Here is a 17,208-nt window from a genome sequence, read left to right as displayed (position 1 = left end):
ATGGCCGCGCCCCAGTGTGCGCTGTTTGTCAGCATGACGAAGCCCAGCGCCGGAAGTCCCAACGCCCACGCTGCCCGCCGCCGTCGTGCCTGCTCCACCAGCAGACGGAGGGCGTGGAAACCCTGTTGGAGCGCCTCTGGGTCGCCCCCTCGGACCGGCGTCCGGTGCCATGTCTGTGCCAGCAAGGCGGCTTCGGCGATCCGGGCAACTTCTGACGGACCCAGCTCCCGCCTCGCCGCCCAAGCCAACCCAGCAACTGCCCCTCCCCGACCACTACAACCTGGTCGGGTTGAGACTTGATGGTCAGGCTCTTGGGATCCACCACCACAACCATGCCGGTAACATCGACGGCGGTGCCCACGGCTGCGCTGAGCAGCTTCGACGCCCTGGCGGCTTCGTAGGCTGCGTTGTAGAGGTGCCGCGTTTTCCGGCCCGCCACCATCAGGGTGCGGCCTGCCACCCACACGGACTGTCCGGAATGGTTTTTCGTGTTGACTGTAAACACTCCGGCGGGACCGACCAGCAAGTGGTCGATATCCGAGGAACCCTTCCCTACGGGTATGGCATGCAATACCAGCCACTCCGGGCCGAGTCCCTCAAGGGTCCGCCCAACGGTGATTTCGCCGAGGGCTCCTTTGTACCAGGGCAGGCTCTCCGGGCCGAGCGGATTCGCTCCAAAGACCCGTTGGAGCCAGGTACGGGGCGGGACAAAGCTCTGGACCGCCATCAGCTCCTCGATCACGGCCTGCGCCGGCACCCGGGTGCCCAGCAGCAGTGGTTTAGCGCCAGCGGTCATGTCGTCCCCCAAAAATTGGCATGGTCGACAGCCTAGAACGGGAAATGTTCCAAAGACGGCGCCGGATGGCCCTTCTGCAGAATCCTTTCGGAATACTTGCAGAACGCTGAGGGCTTACTGCGGAAGCAGGAAAGGGGCCTCCCTCGACCAGCACCTCCTACCTGCCGGGCACGTCCCTACTAGGGCAGCCCTTCTACCGCGCTGAGGCCCCGCCGGGCGACGACATACCCCCAGAGCAACAACGCGTGCGGACGGGTTCCTCGCCAGCTCAACGGGACCGAAGCGCCGTCCCCCCCGACAACAGTTGCTGACCACCGGCGGCGGACCAGCCCGGGCCGGCGCAGCCGGAGCTTCTCGAGGGAGGCATACGGGATCCAGTTCCCTGCATGTTGCTTTGCAAGGCTTAGTGCCCGCGCTGACGTCACGATGGTGCGCTGAAAATGAGGGTTCTCACCTTGGTCCAGAGGACCGTGGGGGATGATGCCCGCCGGGAGGATAAGGATGCCGTTCATGTTGACCCACACCTGAACGCGCCGGCCGTCACTGGCGGCGTCCCCGGACACCAGCCGGCATAGGTCGTCGCTTTCCGTAGGTTCCACGCTCTGTGCTGCCACCGCCGGGGCGGACGGGCTGGATGGGCCGGCGTCGTCTACGGCCGGGGCACCAGTCTGGTCGGCATAATGCGGGTCATGTGCCCTCCTGTTGGCGGCTGCGACAGCCTGCATCACTGCTGCGCGCAATCCATCGGCACACAACCGGGGCGCGTCAACGGCGAACACCTCCCGATCGAGCTGGACAACCGAGCGGACACCGGCCTGCTCTCCCAGCAGTTCTGCCAAGTCGTAGTGGTCGGGACGAACCAGCAGACGCAATTCATCGTCCAGTCCCACCTGCCAGCCATGGCCGGAAATCTCGGGTTCGACCTCCAGCTCGACATCAATCCAGTCCACCAACTCGGCCGCACGAACCGGACCAAGATCCTCCCCCGCGATGCACGGCATGAGGAGTCCCAAACGCTGAACAACGTCAGAGGTGTGAACAGTACAGTCATGCTTGTTCGGTCGGTGCTGCTCCATCAGGCTCCCCCGGGAATAAGGCGGGCCAGGACCAGGAGCGCCCCAACGGCGGGTGTCCCGGTTCGCTTGCTGGTCCGCATCGAGATGTCATCGAATTAGCCGGTTTCGAGGTGGGTTCGATACTAAGTCATTTCACCTGCAACGATGCACGTTCTTGGTCCATTGTTTCGATCCTGTACCCGGGCTCCTTGCCATGCCGTATCTGCACCTGGGGCCCTGCCGACTCCCCCGGGACTTTGGGCTCTGGGGGCCGGGCCGGCCAGGTCTTACTCTCAGGGCATCCGGTCTACGCGATCAGCGAGGCAGCGTGGTTCCGCAGGTTGCCTGGATATCTCTTACCTTGGGAGGCAGGAAGATGCTTTTGCTTCGAAGCGCGGGCGGAACCCGTGGAACTGCCCGCTTTTCAGGACACTGGTTACCGGGGACCTGGGCGCTGGCGTGGTTGTCGGTGTTCTTACACACGGCGCGATGCCCCGCCTTCTAGGAAAGTGGGGTGCCGCCCGGTCAGAGGCGGACATGCCGCTTCCAGGGGATAACTTGATCCCCGAGCCCGACTCCGTGCAGACAATGGCAGTCACCATCTCCGCGCCGCCCGCACAGGTCTGGCCATGGCTCGTGCAGATGGGGGTCGACCGGGCCGGCCTGTATTCGTACACGTGGGTTGAGAACGGGCTGCTCCGTCTGGGGGTAACCAACGCAGACCGGATCCACCCGGAATGGCAAGACCTCAAAGTAGGCGACACAGTCGCCTTTACGCCCGCAAGTTATCCGGGAGGGCGCAGGGGACCCCGTGTGGCGGAGTTGGAGAGCCGCAGGCACCTTATTCTCGACTCAAGCCCGGGCGCTCCGGCAGGCACGGTAACCGGGACATGGCAGTTCATTCTCCGAGACGCTGGCGACGGCGGGACGCGGCTGCTGCTGCGGACACGTACCGGTCCGGGGCGGCCTGCAGTGCTGCGCTTCATGGACTTCCTGCTTCAGCCAGGTTACTTGCTCATGGATCGCGCGATGCTGTTGGGCATCAAGCAGCGGGCTGAGCGGGAGATGCAGGAGGCGCAGGCGCCAACCCCTGCGTGAGCCCTTTGCCGGGAGTCGCGGCATAAACTCATCTTCGAGGATCCTGGCTCAACGAGTCCGGCTGAGCCATACGGTGGGTGAAAAGACACCGGGCTGGAGCACTCGGTTGTTTTGGACTGCAGCCTTGCCCACTATGGAATGGTGGGAGCAAAGGTTAGGCGGCATCGATATGCGCCTGCCGTATGGTTGCTGATTCCTGCTGGGGTCTTGGCGGGGTGCACCTATAACTATGCCGAGCCTGCGCGCACCCCAACAGCTGCCCCCACACACGCAACAGCGGCACTCCAGCCATACGGCGATTTCGAGATCCTGGAAAGGGAAGCTGAGAACTACGCTGAGCTGTACCGGCTGCTGAGGGCGGTGCCTGGCCCGGTCCTCCTTTTTGAGGTTGGGCCACTCGATGGGCCGGTCAGGGGCTTTGGCACGATGGCGGAGGTGCAGGCGGCCGGGCAGTACACCCTCACCGCTGCCTGTGTTGGCGCAACAGGAGCCAAGGTCGCGGTTGGACAGGAGCATCCAGGCGCCCCCTTCCGACCGGTTGAGCTCGGGCTGGATTGTGCCGGAGCCACTTCGCAGGTCATTGCACTTGAGCAGGGGTATGTTTTCGCGCATCTGGTCCTGCCCGGGCCCGGAGATACTCCGTGGACTGGGGCAGTTGGCGGGGTCCGTGTGACCGGAGGCAGTTGACCTTCAACAGACCATTGCGGTCGCCGACCACGGGTACGGCTGCCCGGTTCAGGATGCTCCCCTGCACCCGGCCCAAGGACACGCCTATACCGGTCCGGAGGGCTGATGCAAGCGTCCGAGCTAATGATCGTCCCTCCCTGGGCAGCATTGGCGACGTGGTGGTCACCGTAGACCGATAGGACCCTGAAGACTTAATGGGTCTGGGTGGACACCGCCGTCGAGCGGGTAGATAGGCTGGGTGGATGGCGACAGTTATTCTCGTGCGGCACGGCCGCACCACAGCCAATGCCACTGGACTGCTGGCCGGGCGGGCCGCCGGTGTCAGCCTGGACCAGATCGGGCGCGAGCAGGCGGCCTTGACCGGAGAACGGCTCGCGGCAGTGCCCGTAGTTGGGGTGGTGTCGAGCCCTCTCGAGCGTTGCCAGCAAACTGCCCAGCTCATCCTCGACCGCCAGGCCGGCAATCCGTACGCGCCGGTGGAACCCGATCTCACCGAGTGCGATTACGGCCAGTGGCAGGGCCGCATGCTCAGTGATCTCGCAACCGAAGACCTGTGGTCCGCTGTGCAGTCGCAGCCGTCCGCCGTCGTCTTTCCCGGCGGTGAATCCATGGCCGGGATGCAGGCTCGGGCGGTAGCAGCGATTCGGCGCCACGATGCAGCCTTCGAAGCCGAGTACGGGCCGGGAGCCGTTTGGGTGGCGGTGAGTCACGGTGACGTCATCAAATCAATTGTTGCCGACGCGCTTGGCATGCACCTTGACCTGTTCCAGCGCATTAACGTGGGCCCTGCCTCGGTATCGATCGTGCGCTATGGCGCCACACGACCAAGCGTCTACGCGACCAACACCGATGGCGGGGATCTGTCCTGGCTGTCGAACGGCATCCAGTCCGTCGACGCGCCGGTGGGCGGCGGTGCAGGGCAAGGGACGCCATGAAGCGCCTGTGCCTAGAATGCTCTTATGCCTACACGTGTTCATGAGTTCGACTGGCCTGATCGGGTCGTCGTTGGCACCATTGGCCTTCCGGGGGCACGAACGTTCTACCTGCAGGTGCGGGCAGGGACTCAGATCGTGAGTATCGCCATGGAGAAACAGCAGTCGGCCCTGCTCGCGGAGAAGATCGACGAAATCCTCGACCAGCTTCTCAACATCGAGGGCAACCCCCACAGCGTTCCCACCAGCACTCCCGTTGAACTGGTTGACAATGACCAGCTCGAGGCCGTTCAGGAGCAGTTCCGGACGGGCGCCATGAGTTTGGGCTGGGACCCGACGACGGCGCAGGTCGTGATAGAGGCCTACCCGATCACCGATGTCGACGCTGATAACAACGACGAATCGCTTGATGAGGGTGACGCCGACGTGCCCGAAATGCTACTGGTGCGGATGCCGGTTGGCACCGCCCGCGCATTCGCCAAGCGCACGCGGGAGGTTGTGGGCGCCGGGCGTCCTGCGTGCCCGCTCTGCGGTTACCCCGTGGACGCCGACGGGCACGTCTGCACTTTGCCCGAGGCCTGATGCCGGCGCCTGACCTGGTGACGGCCGAACTGACGCTCACCGGGCGCATTACGACGGCGTCGAACGCCACCTTCGTGGGCAGCATCGGCGACACGACGGTTGTCTATAAGCCCATAGCCGGGGAGAAACCGCTGTGGGATTTTCCCGACGGCGTCCTTGCCCACCGGGAGGTTGCCGCCTACCTGGTCTCGGAGGTCCTCGGCTGGAACGTGGTGCCTCGCACCTGGCTGCGCGATGGTCCGTTCGGCGTAGGGATGGTGCAGCTGTGGCAGGAGACAGACCCCGGCCAGAACGCCGTGGACCTCGTTGCGTCGGACGACGTACCGGAGGTCGGTTGGAGACACGTCCTTGAGGGGCAGGATGAGAACGGACGGATGGTCGCCCTCATCCATGAGGACTCTCCGGCGCTCAGACGCATGGCGGTGTTCGACGTCGTCGTGAACAATGCCGACCGCAAAGGCGACCACATCCTTGCCATGGCGGGCGGCCACCGGCACGGCGTGGACCACGGGCTTACCTTTCACCGTGACCACAAGCTGCGCACGGTGCTGTGGGGGTGGCTGGGAGATGCCCTGACCGTCGAGGAACTTGAGGGCATCGACCGTGTCAGCGAAGGACTGGACGGTGAGCTGGGCCGAAACCTGGCGGACCTGCTCAGCGCCGAAGAAGTCGCCTCGCTCGCCGCGCGCTGCGCCCGGTTACGCTCGGCGGGTAGGTTCCCGGCTCCGAGCGGTGAGATGTCGGCGGTGCCCTGGCCGCTGTTCTGAGGGAATCACGCTACGGGCTTCGCAAGCTGGTGCACAAAAAATGTCACACCCTCCTTCAATAATGGGTACATGGCAAGCGAAGCGGTGGAAAAGGCTTTTGGGGCGATCGACGACGCGATTGCCATAATTCGCGCCGAAGTCGCCCGGCCCCATCGCGGGCCGGCGTCGGACACCGACCCTCTGGCCGCCGTGGCTGATGAGTGCTTGGACGTCCTTGCCGGGAGCGCACGGGCCGAAGCTCGGATCGCGGCATTGAAGGCGGAGGCAGCAGCTACCTATGCGGACTCGGCGCGGTCGGCGGCGCCCGTAGACATGCCGGCCCAGGCCCAGGAAATGGCAATAGCGGCCGAGGTGGGCTGCGTCCTGGCCATCGGCGATCGGGCCGCAGGCATGCTGCTGGAACAATCCCATGCTCTGGCTACGTCCCTACCCCGGACCCTGTCAGCCTTGCAGGCGGGAACTGTTTCGTGGCAACACGCCAAGGTGATGGTGGACGAAACCGCCACCCTCGACCGCGACGCAGCGGGGGCACTTGAAGCCCACTTCCTCGGGGATGATGCGGCCACTCCTGCCCGCGGCTGTCCGGCCGGCGAGATGCCCGCCTTCAGGTTCCGGCGGAAGGCCAGGACCTGGCGCGAACGGCACCACCCGGACAGCATCGAAAAACGCCATGCTAAAGGAGTGCAGGACAGATGCCTGGAATACACCCCGGAGCAGGACGGCATGGCGCGGGTGTCTGCCTACCTGCCGGCGGACCAGGGGGCTGCGATCTGGAACCGCATTACCGCCATCGCCCGGGGCCTGCAGGGGCCTAACGAGGCCCGGACGCTCACCCAGTTGCGGGCAGACGTATTCGCAACGGCAGCCCTGCGCAGAGACAACGGCTGCACCCGCTGCGGCAACGGCGTCAGGGCCGCGAGCGGGGCTGGGCCGGATGCAGGGGCCGGCGGTCTTGCCGATGTACCTACGCCCCGGGCCGAAATCCTGGTTACCGTTCCTGTCTTCTCCCTGCTCGGGGCGACGGAGGAGCCGGCCATGCTCGACGGGTTTGGACCCATTCCTGCCTCCATGGCACGGAATCTGGTGGCCAATGGAGCGGACTCGTTCCACCGGGTGCTCGTGGATCCACGGGACGGGGCACCCCTGGAAATCGGCCGCACCAGTTACCGGCTCACGAAGGCCATGCGGAACTGGCTACGGATGCGCGACGGCAAATGCCCGTTCCCAGGGTGCAGCAACCATTCCCTGGACAACGAGGCAGACCACCTCCTGGCCTGGCATCACGGCGGAACCACCGGGATCAGCAACCTGGGACAGCCCTGTCCACGGCACCACAGACTCAAACACGCCAGCGGCTGGAGACCGACGCCGGCAACAAAAAATGAGCCGCCCGGCTGGGTCTCACCATCAGGACGGAACTACAAAAGCGAACACCAGGACTGGGAGCCGCCCCACTGGCCGCGTTCGATCGCGCCGGAAGCCGGCGAATGGAAACCACAACGGCCCTACCCGCCTATGCCCACCGCCCTGGGCGGGACCGCGGACTACCTTAAGGTACCGCCATCTGCCGCAGAACAGTTCCTGCGCGCCTACCTCAGTGCCAACTAACTGCCGGCAAAGCACAAGGGACCACGCAAATCGTGCGGAGTCCCTTGTGTCAGGTCCGAAAGGTATCGCGGCAGGGGTCCTAGAAGTCCCAGTCCTCGTCTTCGGTGTTAACAGCCTTCCCGATCACGTAGGACGAACCTGACCCCGAGAAGAAGTCGTGGTTCTCGTCAGCGTTGGGCGACAGGGCCGAGAGGATGGCCGGGTTCACGTCGGTGACGGACGCCGGGAACATCGCCTCGTAGCCCAGGTTCATCAGCGCCTTGTTGGCGTTGTAGTGCAGGAACTTCTTGACGTCCTCGGCCAGGCCGACGCCGTCGTAGAGGTCATGCGTGTACTGGACTTCGTTCTCGTACAGCTCGAAGAGCAGCTCGAACGTGTAGTCCTTGATTTCCTGGCGCTTCTCCTCGGAAACCCTCTCCAGGCCCTTCTGGAACTTGTAGCCGATGTAGTAGCCGTGCACTGCCTCATCGCGGATGATCAGGCGGATCAGGTCGGCCGTGTTCGTCAGCTTGGCCCGAGAGGACCAGTACATGGGGAGGTAAAAGCCCGAGTAGAACAGGAAGCTCTCCAGCAGCGTGGAGGCCACCTTCCGCTTCAGGGGATCATCGCCCTGGTAGTAGTCCATGACGATCTGGGCCTTCTTCTGAAGGTTCTCGTTCTCGGTGGACCAGCGGAAAGCCTCGTCGATCTCCTTGGTGGAGGCCAGCGTGGAGAAGATGGAGGAGTAGCTCTTGGCGTGCACGGACTCCATGAACGCGATGTTGGTGTACACGGCCTCCTCGTGCGGGGTCAGCGCATCCGGAATCAGGGAAACGGCGCCCACAGTGCCCTGGATGGTATCCAGCAGGGTCAGACCGGTGAACACGCGCATGGTGAGCTGCTGCTCGGCAGGCGTCAGCGTGTTCCAGGACTGGACGTCGTTGGACAGCGGCACCTTCTCCGGCAGCCAGAAGTTGTTGACCAGGCGGTTCCAGACGTCGACGTCCTTGTCGTCCTGGATGCGGTTCCAGTTGATGGCCTCGACGTGGCTAAGCAGCTTGACCTTCTCGGTCATGTCATCCCCTATGCGTTGGGTGGTTTTCTCTAAGTTAAAGCGTACGACGGCGGGCGGGCACCCGCCGTCGTACTAGCACATTTAGTTGAAGACTAAAGCATGCAGGAAACGCAGCCCTCAACCTCAGTCCCTTCCAGCGCGAGCTGGCGGAGACGGATGTAGTAGATGGTCTTGATGCCCTTTTTCCAGGCGTAGATCTGGGCCTTGTTGATGTCGCGCGTGGTGGCGGTGTCCTTGAAGAACAGCGTCAGTGACAGGCCCTGGTCCACGTGCTGGGTGGCGGCGGCGTAGGTGTCGATGACCTTCTCGTAGCCGATCTCGTACGCGTCCTGGTAGTACTCCAGGTTGTCGTTGGTGAGGTACGGCGCCGGGTAGTAGACGCGGCCCAGCTTGCCTTCCTTACGGATCTCGATCTTGGACGCCACCGGGTGGATCGAGGAGGTGGAGTTGTTGATGTAAGAGATCGAGCCGGTAGGCGGCACGGCCTGCAGGTTCTGGTTGTAGATGCCGTGCTCCATGACGGAAGCCTTCAGCGCGCGCCAGTCTTCCTGCGTGGGGATGTGCACGTCCTTGAAGAGCTCACGGACCTTCTCGGTCTGCGGCACCCATTCCTGCTCCGTGTACTTGTCGAAGAACTCGCCGGAGGCGTACTTGGACTTCTCGAAGCCGCCGAACGTCTGGCCGGTCTCGATGGCCAGCAGGTTGGAGGCGCGGATGGCGTGGTACACCACCGAGTAGAAGTAGATGTTCGTGAAGTCCAGGCCCTCTTCGGAACCGTAGTGGACCCGCTCACGCGCCAGGTAGCCGTGCAGGTTCATCTGGCCCAGGCCGATGGCGTGGCTCTGGTCGTTGCCCTTGGCGATGGACGGCACCGAGGTGATGTTGGACATGTCGGACACGGCCGAGAGCGAGCGGATGGCCGTCTCGATGGTCAGGCCGAAGTCCGGCGAGTCCATGGTCTTGGCGATGTTCAGCGAGCCCAGGTTGCAGGAAATGTCCTTGCCGGTGTCCGCGTAGGACAGGTCATCGTTGTACGTGGTGGGCTGGGAAACCTGGAGGATCTCAGAGCACAGGTTGGACATGATGATCTTGCCGTCAATCGGGTTCTCCCGGTTCACGGTGTCCTCGAACATGATGTACGGGTAGCCGGACTCGAACTGGATCTCGGCAAGGGTCTGGAAGAACTCGCGGGCCTTGATCTTGGTCTTCTTGATCCGGGAGTCGTCCACCATCTCGTAGTACTTCTCGGTGACCGAGACGTCGGAGAACGGCATGCCGTAGACGCGCTCCACGTCGTACGGCGAGAACAGGTACATGTCCTCGTCCCGCTTGGCCAGCTCGAACGTGATGTCCGGGATGACGACGCCGAGGGAGAGTGTCTTGATGCGGATCTTCTCGTCCGCGTTCTCGCGCTTGGTGTCCAGGAAGCGGTAGATGTCCGGGTGGTGCGCGTGCAGGTACACGGCTCCCGCACCCTGGCGGGCACCGAGCTGGTTGGCGTAGGAGAAGCTGTCTTCGAGGAGCTTCATCACGGGGATGACGCCGGAGGACTGGTTCTCGATCTGCTTGATCGGGGCGCCGACTTCGCGGATGTTGGTCAGCGCAAATGCCACGCCGCCGCCGCGCTTGGAGAGCTGCAGCGCGGAGTTGATGGACCGGCCGATCGACTCCATGTTGTCTTCGATGCGGAGCAGGAAGCAGGAGACCAGCTCGCCGCGCTGCTTCTTGCCCGCGTTCAGGAACGTGGGGGTGGCCGGCTGGAAGCGGCCCTCGATGATCTCGTCCACCATCTGGAGGGCAAGCTGCTCGTTGCCGCGGGCCAGGTGCAGGGCAACCATGCAGACGCGGTCCTCGTAGCGCTCCAGGAAGCGCTTGCCGTCGAACGTCTTGAGTGTGTAGGACGTGTAGAACTTGAAGGCGCCCAGGAACGTCTCGAAGCGGAACTTCTTCTTGTAGGCACGGTTGAACAGTTCACGGATGAAGTTCATCGTGTACTGGTCCAGCGTCTCGCGCTCGTAGTACTGGTTCTTCACCAGGTAGTCGAGCTTCTCTTCCAGGTCGTGGAAGAACACGGTGTTGTTGTTAACGTGCTGCAGGAAGTACTGGTGGGCGGCCTCGCGGTCGGCCTCGAACTGGATCTCGCCGCTGGGACCGTACAGGTTCAGCATGGCGTTCAGCTCGTGGTAGCCCAGGCCCTTGTAGGCGGCGGGCATCTCGGGCTTCTGGGCCCTGGTTACTTCTGTGTCTGCGACAGTCGTGTCCAAAACGTATCCAATCCTTGGTTGACCCGGGTGACGTCTTCCGGCGTTCCCATAAGTTCGAATCTATAGAGGTGGGGTACCTGGCATTTGGCGGCGATGATGTCCCCCGCCATGCAGTAGTTATCCCCGAAGTTTGTGTTGCCGGCACCGATGACCCCGCGCAGCAGTTGCCTGTTCTGCGGGTTGTTCAGGAACCGGATGACCTGCTTGGGAACGGAACCTTCTCCCCCGGTGCCGCCGTAGGTGGGCACCACCAGCACGAACGGCCGGGTGGCGAGCAGGGGTGCGTCCTTGGCCAGGAGCGGAATCCGGGCCGCGTCGCGGCCAAGCTTGGAGACAAAGCGGCTGGTGTTCTCGGACGCCGAGGAGAAATAGATAAGCTGGTTCTCCGTAACAACCGCCGGGACCGGCCCTGAAGATGCCACGCGCTGAGCCACGTGGAAATCCTGGACTGCTGGTGCTGCCGTAAGAGTCACCTCGGCTGGTTGTTGTTTGTCGGCAGGGAAAGGCCTTAAGCCACGGAGGAAACGGCGGAGAGGGCCAGTTCCTCGATCTTGTCCGGGCGGAAACCCGACCAGTGGTCCTGGTCCGTGACCACAACGGGTGCCTGCATGTAGCCCAGTGCCTTCAGTCGCTCGAGGGCTTCGGCGTCCTGGGAGATGTCAACGCTCTGGTACGTGATGCCCTTTTTGTCGAGAGCCCGGTAGGTGGCGTTGCACTGAACACAAGCAGGCTTGGTGTAAACCGTTACGGTCATGATTCCTGTCCCCTTTTCTGGAAAAACTTGCTCGTCCGGTGTTCCCGCCCAAGCTGTATCTAGATACTACATCTAGTGCAGACGCCTCTTCGGAACCCCAAGATGATGTATTACAAGTATGTCATTTAATGCACCGTTAATCCACAGGCAAGGTCCCTCAAAATGTCCGGAATCCCGCCAAATTCGTGGACTGAATCCACACCCTGTGGAGTACTTAGCCACATTTAACGCCCAGCGTGTCGCTGGAAAGACGGCGTGTCGCGGCCCCTGCCGAGGGGGTGCAGGAGGGGTCCGGGGCACAGGAAAGGGGCCCCGAAGTGACCTTCGGAACCCCTCCTGGTGATGAAACGCACGACGACGGCCGCCGCCTTATCTATGAAGCGCTAGAGCAGCGCCTCCCGGCGGTCCAGCACGATTTGCTGCACGTCCAGGTAGCCGGACTGGAATCCGGCCCGCGAGTAGCAGAGGTAGAACAGCCACATCCGCTGGAACACGGCATCGAAGCCCAGCTCCCCCACCTCGCGGGACCGCTCCAGGAACCGTTCCTCCCACAACCGCAGGGTGGCGGCGTAGTGGTCCCCCATGCCCATCCGCTCCCGCACGCGCAGCGAGGTGTGCTGCTGCGTCACGCCCTCGATGGCGCGGACGGACGGCAGGAACCCGCCCGGGAAGATGTACTTGTGCACCCACGTGTACGCGTTGCGGGTTGCGAGCATGCGGCCGTGCGGCATGGTGATCGCCTGGATGGCCACTTTGCCGCCGGGGGCCAGCACCCGGTCGATGGTCTGGAAGTAGATGGGCCAGTACTCGTAGCCCACCGCCTCGATCATCTCTACGGACACGACGGCGTCGTACTCGCCCTCCACCGCACGGTAGTCCTGGAGGGCCACGGTCACACTGTCCGCGTAGCCGGCCGCCGCGATCCGCTCCTGCGCCAGCGCCTGCTGTTCGCTGGACAGGGTCACGGAGTAGACGGTGGCGCCACGGGCTGCTGCCCGAAGCGCCAATTCACCCCAGCCGGTGCCGATTTCCAGGAGCCTGGTCCCGGCTCCGACGCCGGCCTTGTCCAGCAGCCTGTCGATCTTTGCCTGCTGGGCTTCGGCCAGCGCCTCCCAGCCAACCGAGGCGAGCGGCCCGGCGTCGGACGGAAACAGTGCCGCCGAGTAGCTCATGGTGGTGTCCAGGAAGTTGGAGAACAGGTCGTTGGACAGGTCGTAGTGCCGCGAGATGTTGCTGCGCGTATTCTGCTCGGCGTTCCGTTCCTGGCGGGGCGTGCGCGGCAGGTACAGCGAGCGCAGCTTCTGCAAAGGAGTGGGGATGAGCGTGTCCACCGACGCCGCGAACACCTCAAGGACGCCCGCCAGGTCGCTGGCTTCCCAGTCTCCGGCCATAAACGACTCGCCCAGCCCGATCAGGCCGTTGTCGCCGATCCTGGCTTCGAACGCCTCCGGCCGCATCATAGTCATGACCGGAGCGTCCGGACCGCCGGTGCCGAGCACAGTGCCGTCGGGGTACTCCACCCGCAGCGGCAGCCGCTTCACGGCTCCCTTGAACAGCAGGCCGGCGGCTTTGCCGGCCACGGCAGCCTTGGCGCCCGACGGCGGCTGGGCCACTTCCGGCCACAGGTCCGGATCGATGGTGGCGGGCGACGCCGGCACGCCGGCCGCGGTCCAGGCTGCGGGAGAGTGCGCGGGGGCCTTGCCGGCAGCGTCGCCTGCTGCCATGAGCCCAGCCCTATCGGCGGCTGTGCCTGCTGCCTTGCCTCCGACATAGGCCGCAGTTGCTTGGTTGTCGTCCGTCATTGTCATTGAACTGCCTCCTGTGAGGGGTGGTGTGGCCGGGCGACGACGGGCAGGCGTCTTGCCCAGAGTGTAATGCCCTGCACCCTGATGAGTGCGGAAACCAGCAGCGGCGCGGCCGGCACCGCAAGGGCGGCCGCAAGGATGTTCCGGAGGGTAGCGGGCCGGCGGATGCCGTCCATGCTGGCCACGAAGGGCCGGTGGCCCTCGCGCTCCAGCACGATGGACACCGCCAGCCGCTCCCCCGGCGCAGGCAGCTTCATCCGGTACTGCCCGCTTACGTCGTTGAAGGGTGAGACATAGAACGCCTTGGGCACCGAAGCCCGGCCGGCCGCATCCGTCCGGAGCAGGTAGCAGTGGCGCTCCCCGTACGTGTTGTGGACCTCGGCCACCACGCACTCGAGCTCACCGCTGGTGCGATAGCACCAGAACAGCGTCAGGGGGTTGAAAACGTAACCGAAAACCCTGGCGCTGGTCAGCATGTGGATAGCGCCGCCGTCGGGCTCTATGCCCTGGGTGCGCAGGTAGCGCTCCACGTTGCTGCGGATGCTGGCATGCGGATCCCCGAGATGGTCACCGGCCTTGAACACGGCCAGCGGCCGGAGCAGGAACGGTAGCCGCGGGAGCTCGTCCACATCCACGAACCAGCTGTAGTTGCGGTACGTGAACGCGTTCTTCAGCGGTGTGCGCCGCACGTGCGAGATGGACGTGCGGTAGAGGGCTGGGGCAGTGGTCATGCGGGTTCCGCCGCGGACAGCAGCTCCCGTTCCCCGCCGTCGCGGGAGCCGGGCAGATCGGCAGCCTGGGCAACGGGCCAGGAACGGCCCAGCGCCTCGGCGGCCCGCACGCCGGAAAGCGCGCCGTCCTCATGGAAGCCCCAGCCGAGGTAGGCACCGGCGTACGCGATGCGGTTGTCACTGAGGCCCGCGATTGCCTGCTGGGCCTGCAGCGACTCGGGGGTGTACTGCGGGTGCTCGTACACCATCCGCTTGAGGACCCGGTCATCCGCAATCAGCTCCGACTCCCCCAGGCTCACCAGGTAGGGCATGCCGTCAGCCGGGCTGAGCCGCTGCAGCCGGGTCAGGTCGTAGCTCACCAGGACCTTGTCCGGCCGGGCTTCGCAGGACGGCAGGCGGTAGTTCCAGGAGGCCTTGGCATTGTCCGAGGCGGGCAGGACGGCCGGGTCCCGATGGAAGACAGTGTGGTTTACGGAGTACGGCATCCCGCCCAGCGCTTCCTTTTCGGCAGGCGTGGCATCGGCCAGGAACCCGAGGGCCTGCGCAGGATGGGTGGCGATGACAACCGCCTCGAAATCCTCCACGCCATGTTCCGTCACCAGCTCGACGCCAAGCTCGTGGCGCCGGACGGCGGTCACCGGCGTGTTGAGCCGGACATCCGCCAGCGTGGCGGCGAGCTTCTCGACGTACCTGGCCGAGCCGCCGCTGACCGTCCGCCACTGCGGCGACCCTTTGACGCCCAGCATGCCGTGGTGGCCCAGGAACGTGAAGAGGTAGCGGGCGGGGTACGCCAGCGCGGTGGTGGGGTCGCAGGACCACACGGCGCTGACCACCGGGGTCATGAAGTGCGAGATGAAGTAGGAGCTGAAGTTTTCGCGTTCCAGGAACTCGCCAAGGGTCTGCTCAGGTGCGGCCAGTTCCGGGTTGACCGCGGAAACGGGTGTGGTCTCCAGGAGGGCCCGGGCCTTCCGGTAGAAGCGGGTGACCTCGAGGAGCATCAGCAGGTAACGGCCCCGCAGGAGGCTGGAGGGGCGGGCGATGATGCCGCGTCCGCCCCCGCGGGCCCCGGCGTACTCCAGGCCGCAGCCGTCGCACCGGATGGACATGCTCATTTCAGAATCCTGCGTCTCTACCCCCAGTTCGGCGAACAGCCGCAGCAGAGTGGGGTACGTCCGTTCATTGTGCACGATGAAGCCGGTATCGACGCCCAGGGAGGACCCGTCCGGCTGCGGCAGGTCATGCGTGTCCGCGTGCCCTCCCAGCCGGGAATCCGCTTCGAACAGCGTGACGTCGTCCTGCCGGTTGAGGACGTAGGCGGCAGTCAGGCCGGCCACGCCGCTGCCAATGACGGCCACCCGCCGTCGCCCGCCTCCGCTTACTGCTGGGTTAGGTGACAATGTATGCTCCTCTGCTGAACATTTGCCGCTGGGCTGGGTATGCAGAGGGCAATTCGGCACCAGGTGCCCCGCGGATGGGTGGGATGGGCGGCAGTTTTTTCGGCGGCCGCGGCGGAGTACTGTGGGCGGGTGGTAAACCCGGTACACCTGAAGACCCTCCTGGAGGTCACCCGGCTCGGTTCATTCGCAGCCGCAGCGGCAACCCTGGGCTACACGGCCTCGGCCGTCTCCCAGCAGATGTCCGCCCTGGAACGCGACACCGGCGTCGTCCTGTTCCAGCGCTCGGCGCGCCGCGTGGTGCCCACGGAAGCCGCCGTCGTCATGACCCGCCACGCTGCCAAGGTCCTCACGGACATTGAAGCCCTGATGGCCGCTGCTTCCAGGACGCAGGATTCAGCCAGCCAGGAACTAAGGCTGGGGATCTTTCCCAGCCTGGCCACCTATGTCCTGCCACGGATCCTGAAGAACCCGTCGTGGAAGAACCTGGGCATCGACCTGAAGGTGTCCGTGGCTGAACCCGGGCAGACCATCCAGGGGCTGCGCACCGGCGGTGACCTGGACCTCGCCGTGGTCTTTCAGGTTGGCCAGACCGGTTTTGCGTGGCCGAACACCATCAACCGGCAATGGATCGGCGACGACGACTTCCGGGTGGTGCTGCCCGCCGGATGGGGCTTCCGCTCCGATGCCAAGGTGGCGGCTGACCATCTCTCCGAGATGCCGTGGATCATGCACCACCCGGGCACCAGCGACGCCATGGTGATTGAGCGACTGTTCGCCGGCTGCAACCTGCATCCGCGGGTGGTGGCGCACAGTGACGATTTCCACGCGAGCCTGGAGATGGCCGCCGCGGGGCTGGGCGCGGCTTTGGTGCCGGAACTCGCGCTGCGGAACAAGCCGGCGGGCGTGGTGGTGCTGGACGTTCCCGAAATCCGGCTGGCCCGGAACGTCTTTGCGCTCCTGATCAATGAGCGGAAGACCGCCCGGGTCCAGCTGTTCGTCGACCTCCTGGCCGAGACGCTCGCCGGGATGCGCACCGCGGTGAATTAGGCCCGAACGCTGGAATGCACCGCTGTTCGGGTCTATGTTGAAACTATGAGCAAGGTAGCGAGCCGGCACTTTGGAGAGATTGAGCTCAACCACGGCAGGGATCACTTGATCGCCGCGAAGCATGAACTGCGCGGCCACCCGCTGGAACTCGACCTGAACGTGACCGCCCACGACCACTTCGACGAGGCCGCGCTGCACAAGGTGGACTACCGCCTGCGGTTCCTGCCCGAGCTCGTGGACGAGGTCCGGGACATGATCGCGGAAGAACTGGAGCAGGAAGGCACCAGCCCGCAGGAGTACCTGCACTTCCACTGCAACGCCCTCAAGGATGAGCACCTGCAGAAGGTCTTCGGGATATCAGACCGCAGCCAGCTCACCAACGAGGTGTTCCTGAAGGCCCTGAAACTCGGCCACGTGGGCATCTACCCCGGACAGCCCGAACGCTACTTCGTCCTGGACTTCACCCTGGGTGAGCATTTCACCGACGAGGTGCTGGTGGCCTCCGCCGACGAAGACGGCGTGGTGGACGACGAAATTGTGTGGGAGTCCTAGGTTTCGACGGGCTCGACCATCAAACAAAAGAACGACGTCGGCAGGTCACCTGAAGTGACCAGCCGACGTCGTTCTTTAT

At 64.4% G+C, this 17,208-nt stretch carries 15 protein-coding genes; 6 read left to right on the top strand and 9 right to left on the bottom strand.

The features are described 5' to 3' along the window. Positions 1-28: 28 nt before the first annotated feature. Together U7114_RS08140 and U7114_RS08135 are read right to left on the bottom strand one after the other, a co-directional pair. Positions 29-796, bottom strand: coding sequence for a nuclease-related domain-containing protein (locus U7114_RS08140; protein ID WP_323057063.1), 768 nt, complete (start codon positions 794-796; stop codon positions 29-31). Between the two features lie 179 nt (positions 797-975). Further along, complete coding sequence (locus tag U7114_RS08135) at positions 976-1,797, bottom strand: hypothetical protein (RefSeq protein ID WP_323057062.1); 822 nt, start codon at positions 1,795-1,797, stop codon at positions 976-978. A 2,081-nt stretch (positions 1,798-3,878) separates the two neighbouring features. On the opposite strand from U7114_RS08135, the gene U7114_RS08130 reads away from it, so the two are divergent. The 4 genes from U7114_RS08130 (at position 3,879) to U7114_RS08115 (ending at position 7,525) form a co-directional block, all read left to right on the top strand. After that, positions 3,879-4,571 carry a histidine phosphatase family protein gene (locus tag U7114_RS08130; RefSeq protein WP_323057061.1) on the top strand — a complete coding sequence of 231 codons (693 nt, stop codon included), beginning with the start codon at positions 3,879-3,881 and terminating at the stop codon, positions 4,569-4,571. A 24-nt stretch (positions 4,572-4,595) separates the two neighbouring features. After that, positions 4,596-5,150 (top strand): DUF3090 domain-containing protein, encoded by a 555-nt coding sequence (locus U7114_RS08125; protein WP_323057060.1) that lies wholly within the window; start codon positions 4,596-4,598, stop codon positions 5,148-5,150. Then, on the top strand, positions 5,150-5,917 hold the full coding sequence (locus U7114_RS08120; protein WP_323057059.1) for an SCO1664 family protein: 768 nt from the start codon (positions 5,150-5,152) through the stop codon (positions 5,915-5,917). Before U7114_RS08125 ends, U7114_RS08120 begins: the two co-directional genes overlap by 1 nt. A 69-nt stretch (positions 5,918-5,986) precedes the next feature. Beyond that, complete coding sequence (locus U7114_RS08115) at positions 5,987-7,525, top strand: HNH endonuclease signature motif containing protein (protein WP_323057058.1); 1,539 nt, start codon at positions 5,987-5,989, stop codon at positions 7,523-7,525. Positions 7,526-7,604: 79 nt separating this feature from the next. Here the strand turns inward: U7114_RS08115 and nrdF are convergent, their stop codons facing one another. From nrdF to U7114_RS08080, 7 genes are all read right to left on the bottom strand, one after another. Next, entirely contained in the window at positions 7,605-8,579 is a 975-nt protein-coding gene (gene nrdF, locus U7114_RS08110; protein WP_056079660.1) for a class 1b ribonucleoside-diphosphate reductase subunit beta, read from the bottom strand. Between the two features lie 92 nt (positions 8,580-8,671). Beyond that, complete coding sequence (gene nrdE, locus U7114_RS08105) at positions 8,672-10,792, bottom strand: class 1b ribonucleoside-diphosphate reductase subunit alpha (RefSeq protein ID WP_323057204.1); 2,121 nt, start codon at positions 10,790-10,792, stop codon at positions 8,672-8,674. A gap of 20 nt (positions 10,793-10,812) precedes the next feature. Beyond that, on the bottom strand, positions 10,813-11,277 hold the full coding sequence (gene nrdI, locus U7114_RS08100) for a class Ib ribonucleoside-diphosphate reductase assembly flavoprotein NrdI (RefSeq protein ID WP_321213723.1): 465 nt from the start codon (positions 11,275-11,277) through the stop codon (positions 10,813-10,815). 74 nt (positions 11,278-11,351) lie between these two features. Next, entirely contained in the window at positions 11,352-11,597 is a 246-nt protein-coding gene (gene nrdH / locus U7114_RS08095) for a glutaredoxin-like protein NrdH (protein WP_013601222.1), read from the bottom strand. A gap of 383 nt (positions 11,598-11,980) precedes the next feature. Next, positions 11,981-13,405: a class I SAM-dependent methyltransferase gene (locus tag U7114_RS08090; protein WP_323057057.1), complete on the bottom strand. Its 1,425-nt coding sequence runs from the start codon at positions 13,403-13,405 to the stop codon at positions 11,981-11,983. Further along, the gene (locus U7114_RS08085; protein WP_323057056.1) at positions 13,402-14,133 is read right to left on the bottom strand and encodes a DUF1365 domain-containing protein; all 732 of its coding nucleotides are present in this window, start codon (positions 14,131-14,133) and stop codon (positions 13,402-13,404) included. Before U7114_RS08085 ends, U7114_RS08090 begins: the two co-directional genes overlap by 4 nt. Then, a complete protein-coding gene (locus U7114_RS08080; protein WP_323057055.1) occupies positions 14,130-15,530 on the bottom strand; it encodes an NAD(P)/FAD-dependent oxidoreductase in 1,401 nt (466 codons plus the stop codon). The genes U7114_RS08085 and U7114_RS08080 overlap by 4 nt, the downstream gene beginning before the upstream one ends. 129 nt (positions 15,531-15,659) lie before the next feature. On the opposite strand from U7114_RS08080, the gene U7114_RS08075 reads away from it, so the two are divergent. Then, the gene (locus U7114_RS08075) at positions 15,660-16,577 is read left to right on the top strand and encodes a LysR family transcriptional regulator (RefSeq protein WP_104998187.1); all 918 of its coding nucleotides are present in this window, start codon (positions 15,660-15,662) and stop codon (positions 16,575-16,577) included. A 45-nt stretch (positions 16,578-16,622) separates the two neighbouring features. After that, complete coding sequence (locus U7114_RS08070) at positions 16,623-17,129, top strand: DUF2004 domain-containing protein (RefSeq protein ID WP_157241985.1); 507 nt, start codon at positions 16,623-16,625, stop codon at positions 17,127-17,129. The last annotated feature ends 79 nt before the right edge of the window (positions 17,130-17,208 follow it).

The sequence above is a fragment of the Pseudarthrobacter sp. C1 genome (assembly GCF_034720455.1).
Classification (GTDB): Bacteria; Actinomycetota; Actinomycetes; order Actinomycetales; family Micrococcaceae; genus Arthrobacter.
This window is presented reverse-complemented; position numbering and strand designations above follow the sequence as displayed.

Bases quoted from the DNA above. Each gene is read 5' to 3' on its own strand.
- U7114_RS08140 (WP_323057063.1), bottom strand. From the start codon at position 796: ATGACCGCTGGCGCTAAACCACTGCTGCTGGGCACCCGGGTGCCGGCG.
- U7114_RS08135 (WP_323057062.1), bottom strand. From the start codon at position 1,797: ATGCCGTGCATCGCGGGGGAGGATCTTGGTCCGGTTCGTGCGGCCGAG.
- U7114_RS08130 (WP_323057061.1), top strand. From the start codon at position 3,879: ATGGCGACAGTTATTCTCGTGCGGCACGGCCGCACCACAGCCAATGCC.
- U7114_RS08125 (WP_323057060.1), top strand. From the start codon at position 4,596: ATGCCTACACGTGTTCATGAGTTCGACTGGCCTGATCGGGTCGTCGTT.
- U7114_RS08120 (WP_323057059.1), top strand. From the start codon at position 5,150: ATGCCGGCGCCTGACCTGGTGACGGCCGAACTGACGCTCACCGGGCGC.
- U7114_RS08115 (WP_323057058.1), top strand. From the start codon at position 5,987: ATGGCAAGCGAAGCGGTGGAAAAGGCTTTTGGGGCGATCGACGACGCG.
- nrdF (WP_056079660.1), bottom strand. From the start codon at position 8,579: ATGACCGAGAAGGTCAAGCTGCTTAGCCACGTCGAGGCCATCAACTGG.
- nrdE (WP_323057204.1), bottom strand. From the start codon at position 10,792: ATGCCCGCCGCCTACAAGGGCCTGGGCTACCACGAGCTGAACGCCATG.
- nrdH (WP_013601222.1), bottom strand. From the start codon at position 11,597: ATGACCGTAACGGTTTACACCAAGCCTGCTTGTGTTCAGTGCAACGCC.
- U7114_RS08090 (WP_323057057.1), bottom strand. From the start codon at position 13,405: ATGACAATGACGGACGACAACCAAGCAACTGCGGCCTATGTCGGAGGC.
- U7114_RS08085 (WP_323057056.1), bottom strand. From the start codon at position 14,133: ATGACCACTGCCCCAGCCCTCTACCGCACGTCCATCTCGCACGTGCGG.
- U7114_RS08070 (WP_157241985.1), top strand. From the start codon at position 16,623: ATGAGCAAGGTAGCGAGCCGGCACTTTGGAGAGATTGAGCTCAACCAC.